The sequence below is a fragment of the Actinophytocola sp. genome (assembly GCF_049647105.1).
Lineage (GTDB): Bacteria > Actinomycetota > Actinomycetes > Mycobacteriales > Pseudonocardiaceae > Actinophytocola.
The window spans coordinates 1-4,675 of record NZ_JBARWZ010000325.1 but is presented as its reverse complement, the minus strand read 5'-3'; the positions used below and the strand labels follow the sequence as shown (position 1 = coordinate 4,675).

General features: G+C 71.9%; 6 protein-coding genes. 5 read left to right on the top strand and 1 reads right to left on the bottom strand.

Annotated elements, in window-relative coordinates:
* Window positions 1-275 (top strand): nitroreductase family protein (locus WBA97_RS39980; protein ID WP_424236441.1); only part of this gene is annotated, 275 nt, incomplete at its 5' end.
* On the opposite strand, the gene WBA97_RS39975 is transcribed toward WBA97_RS39980, so the two are convergent.
* Complete coding sequence (locus WBA97_RS39975; RefSeq protein ID WP_424236439.1) at window positions 270-1,076, bottom strand: universal stress protein; 807 nt, start codon at window positions 1,074-1,076, stop codon at window positions 270-272. The two genes, WBA97_RS39980 and WBA97_RS39975, sit on opposite strands and share 6 nt — an antisense overlap.
* Before the next feature lie 208 nt (window positions 1,077-1,284).
* Between WBA97_RS39975 and WBA97_RS39970 the strand changes: the two genes are divergently transcribed.
* The 4 genes from WBA97_RS39970 to WBA97_RS39955 form a co-directional block, all read left to right on the top strand.
* A complete protein-coding gene (locus WBA97_RS39970) occupies window positions 1,285-2,544 on the top strand; it encodes an AMP-binding protein (protein WP_424236438.1) in 1,260 nt (419 codons plus the stop codon).
* Between the two features lie 150 nt (window positions 2,545-2,694).
* The gene (locus tag WBA97_RS39965) at window positions 2,695-3,072 is read left to right on the top strand and encodes a hypothetical protein (RefSeq protein WP_424236436.1); all 378 of its coding nucleotides are present in this window, start codon (window positions 2,695-2,697) and stop codon (window positions 3,070-3,072) included.
* Complete coding sequence (locus WBA97_RS39960; protein WP_424236435.1) at window positions 3,062-3,691, top strand: DUF3558 domain-containing protein; 630 nt, start codon at window positions 3,062-3,064, stop codon at window positions 3,689-3,691. Before WBA97_RS39965 ends, WBA97_RS39960 begins: the two co-directional genes overlap by 11 nt.
* Window positions 3,691-4,675, top strand: a 985-nt coding sequence (locus WBA97_RS39955) for a hypothetical protein (RefSeq protein ID WP_424236434.1), incomplete at its 3' end; no start/stop codon positions are given. The genes WBA97_RS39960 and WBA97_RS39955, both read left to right, overlap by 1 nt.

The window sequence follows — 4,675 nt, the reverse complement described above, 5'->3', positions numbered from 1 at the left end:
ACGCGGCGTCCCGGCTGCGGGCGGGTGCGGCCGCGAGCGCCGCGCTGCTCGCCGCCACCAGCCTCGGCCTCGCCACGTGCCCGCTGTCCCAGCCGCTCGAGGTCGCGCACACCCGCGACCGGCTCCGCGACGAGGTGCTGCGCGGCGCCGCGCACCCGCAGCTGGTGCTGCGGCTGGGTTCGGCGGGCACCGAACGGTTCTCCCGGTCGTCGCGGCGTTCACTCGACGAGACCCTCACCTACCTGCCCGGCACCGGACGACGACGCGACTCATGACGCCCGGTGGGCGTAGGACGATGCGCCCCTGCCCACCTCCTCATCCGTGGCGCGGGCCACCACGACCGGGCAGCCCGCGCCTCGGATGAGGGTGCGGCTCACCGACCCGAACAGCCCTGGCGCGTGCCGTCCCCTGCCGTGGGAGCCGAGCACCAGCTGTGCCGCCGACCTGGAGACCGCCACGAGGGCGCCCGCGGTGTCGCCCCGGCTGAGGTCGGTCGTGACGTCGACTCCGCCGGACCGCTCGCCGAACCGGGCAAGGATCATGCCGGACTCGGCAGGGTCGGCGGGCAGACCGCGGAGCACGGTCAGCGACCTGCCGGAGCGGGCCGCGGCCGCGAACGCGTAGTCGAGCGCGGCCAGGGCGGTCTCCAAGCCATCCATGGCCACCACGACGGGGGCGGACTCTGGCGTAGTCCACTCCCGTCGTGGGGCCACCACCAGCGGACACGGTGTCGTGGTCAGCAGAGCCCCGGGTACCGAACCGACGATGGCCTCGGTGAAGGGGCTGGCATCGTCGGCTCCGACCACGAGCAGTCCCGCGTCCGCAGCGGCATCACGCAGTACGGCCGCGGGTTGGCCCGCGACGGACTCCGTGTGCACTTCCAGGCCGGGCCAGGTCTCCGCGACCACCGCGGCCACCTCGGCGAGCCGGCGCGTCACGGCGTCCCGGCCCGTACCTGAGTACGCGGTGACGAGCCGCAGCCCGGCACCGCGGCTCGCCGCCTCAGCCGCGGCCCATCGCACCATCGGTGGCCGCGCGCCTGACAACGACACGCCTGCCACGATCGGCTGGTTCACGACGTCCCCATCTCAGACCAGGCTCGCGACTGCCGCGCCGGTGGTGATCATGAGAGAACTCCCGCGTGGGTGTGGCGGACTCATCCCCAAGAGTGCGCGCGGAAACGCGTCGGCGGCAGCGCCGAGGTTCCCTCGTCACCAGGGCATTTCGTCCCGGGTTGGGACACCCGGGTCGCGCGTGGGCCGTGCATGCGCGGACGATCGGGGCATGGCCATCGAGTACGGCACCCCTGCGCGGTACCTGCCGGCGCCGAGGGACAACGCGACCACCGACCTGATCCGCAACGCGGTCCGCGCACCCGACGCACCCGCGTTCGCGCGGTGGCTCGGTGGCACGTGGCGCACGGACACGTGGGCCGAGTTCGCCGAGCAGGCCACCACGCTCGCCGCGGGCCTCGTCACCGCCGGGATCGCGCCGGGCGACCGGGTCGCGCTGATGGCGGGCACGAGCATCGAGTGGGTGCGCGCGGACTACGCGATCTGGCTCGCGGGCGCGGTGTCCGTGCCGATCGCGGCCACCGCGCAGGCGGCGGAGACCGCGTGGATCCTGCGGGACTCTGGCGCCGTCGCCGCGTTCACCGGGGACGACCGGCACTACGCGCTGATGGCGGGCGCCGGGGTGCGCCACATCTGGTCGACCTCGGCGGGCGGGTTGGACGAACCCGCCGCCGTCGAGGAGGTCGAACGCCGCAGAAATGCCCTCACCTCAGGCACCCTCGCCACGATCGTCTATCCGCCTGGCGGCACCAGGGGCGCCAGGCTGAGCCACGGCAACCTGACCGCCGCCGTGCACACGACCGAGGGGGAGGTGTTCGACTGGCACGCGGAGCTGCTGGTCACGGTGCCGTTGACGAACATCCTCGCCAGGGTGACCCAGCTGGCGGCGGTACACAGCGGCACGCTCACGGCGCACGCGACCGACCCGGCACATCTCGGCGACGCGCTGCTTTCCTTCCGCCCCACGGTGTTGCTGGCCGAACCGGCCGCACTGGACCGGTTCGACCCCGGCACGGCACACACGGCGGTGGCATACGGCCGCGCCCTCGACACCGGCCGCGTGCCGCTCGCACTCCGCGTGCGCAGGGGCCGCCACCCCAGGCAGCTGGCACCGTTCGGCGGCCGCGTCACCCACGTCGTCACCGGCGGCCCACTGTCGCCGCATCTGGCGTGGTTCCTGCGCGGCATCGGCCTCACGGTCCTCGACAGCTACGCCCGCACCGAGACGACCGGCGCGGTCACGTGCAACCTGCCTGCAGGCACCCGCACGGGCACGGCGGGCAGGCCACTGCCGGGCTGCCGCGTGCGCATCACCAGGGACGGGGAGATCCTCGTCCGCGGCGCCACCGTGTTCCAGGGCAACTGGGGCGCATCGACCCCGGCCCTTGACGAGGACGGCTGGTTCCACACCGGCAACCGAGGCCACCTCGACGACGGCTACCTCACTGTCGGGTCATGGCCCGTACCGTAGCCATCCGCACCGACAGATTCGTCCTGCCCTCCGGTCGGGTGAGTACCATCGAAACGGTCACGACCTCGTACGTTCCGTCGTACTCTCGGTGCGCGGAGTGTTGTCATGGGAACGGACAGTCGGGTCAGGCGTGCAGCGGGGGAGGTTGCGGTGGCGGGTGCGCTGGGCAATGCCGGATACGTGATCACCGGCAGCGGCGGTGGTGGCGCGGACGGCGACTACGTGTTCGCCGACCTGGCGGAACTTGACTCAATCATCACGGAGTGGACCGCGCTCCGCGACACCATCCAGGTGGATGGACGGAAACTCGCGCAGGCACAACAGGCGGTCTATTCGCCGGCCGACGACGACATGAGCAGGGGACAGGCCAAGGCGCTGGTCGAGTCACTGGACAAGGCGAGGACCCACAACGACGCCATGCTCGCCTATGCCGATGCCTACGTCGAGAAGTTGACTGCCGCTCGGGAGCGGTACGCCGCCGACGAAGAGACGAACGTCGCACGGATGCGGGGTGTCGATGAGGGCTGATCTACTACGGCGGACCAGTTGGCTGGTAGTGAGCATGCTGCTGGCCGGGACCGCCTGTACCTCGCAGGCGGACGGGACTCCAACCCCGGAGCCCACATCCGCCCCGCCGGAGACCACCACCACGCCAAGCGAGGACCCGACAGACGGCGCGCCTCGGGTGACCGATCCGCTGGACGCGACTCGGTTTTTCACTGAGCCGTGCACGGTACTCAGCCAGGCGCAACTCGCCACGTTCGAGGTCAGCCGCCCTGGCATTCCCACGACAACGGGAGCGGTGGCCGAGTACTCGGGGCCGTACTGCTCCTGGCACGCTGCCACCGAACTGGCCAGCATGATCGGTGTGGGGTTCCTGACCGGCAACGAGAATGGCTTGTCCGACACCTATCGGGGACGAGACCAGTTCGACTACTTCATCCCGACCACAGTGGACGGATATCCGGCGGTGTTCGTCGACGGTTCGGACCTACGTGATTCGGGAAGCTGCAACATCACCGTCGGCATTTCCGACACCTTGGCGTTCAACGCGGCCGAGCAGGGGCGGTTGGACGCGCAGGGCTCGTGTGACCGGGCGAGGCAGGTGGCGGTTGCCGCGTTGGCGACGTTGAAGGGCGCCGGCTGATGTTCTGGGGATACAGCGGCCAGGAGATCTACGACAACTTCCACAACGGTCGGGGTCCGGACGGGCTCGTCGGTGGCGCGGCGATCGTGAACGAGGTCGCCGGCTCCTACCGGGAGCGGGCCGAACAGATCCACCGGCTGGCGGCGCGGATGGAGTCGGCCTGGCAGGGCAGCGCGTCCGGGGCCGCGCTGCGGGGCGTGGGGCCGTTGCTCGTCGAGCACGAGCTGTCCGGCATGTCGCTGACCACCGCGCAGGATCTGACGAACCGCCAGGCAGGGTCCTTCGGCGACGGGAAGAACGCGGTGATGCCGGTGCCGCCAAGGCCGGAGCCGACGAACCCGATGGCGATGTTGGTCTCATCCGCCGCGGTCGTGGACTTCGAGCGGCAGGTGGACGACTACAACACGGCCGCTCAGCACAACGTGGACGTGATGAACCGTTACACCGGCGCCTCCGACTACAACACCACGAACCTTCCTTCCGACTACGGCAAGTTGACCGGCGACCAGTCCGGGATCTCCCTTGACCCGGGCCCGACGACCATCGACTCCGCCGACTTCCGCGACTCCGTCGACGACAGCGGCGGCCCGTCGGGCGGCGGTGACCGCGATCCCGGCGGGCCGATCGCGACCGGGTCGGCTCCCGCGACGGGCGGGCCGTCCGGTGGCGCCCCCGCGCCGAACGGCGGACCGGCGGGGACAGACCCTGGCGCGGGCGCCACGGTGCCCGGCTCGTTCACGCCGACCCCGTCGAGTCCTGGTCCGTCGCTGGTGTCACCAATGGACCCCGGCACCGGCCGCGCGCCGGGGGGACTCACTCCGGTCACCGGCCTGGTCGCCGGTCCCGGCGCCGAGCCCGGCGCGGGACGCGGTGGCGGGGTGAGCGGCCAGCCGCGCGGCGGGGTCGCCGTGCCTCGTGGTGGTGTGGTCGGTGGTCCGGGCCTCGGCGCGCTCGCCGCCGAGGAGGCCGTGGCGGCGGCGCGCG

Excerpts from the sequence above, each read along its gene's own strand:
- WBA97_RS39970 (WP_424236438.1), top strand. The coding sequence starts at position 1,285 with ATGGCCATCGAGTACGGCACCCCTGCGCGGTACCTGCCGGCGCCGAGG.
- WBA97_RS39960 (WP_424236435.1), top strand. The coding sequence starts at position 3,062 with ATGAGGGCTGATCTACTACGGCGGACCAGTTGGCTGGTAGTGAGCATG.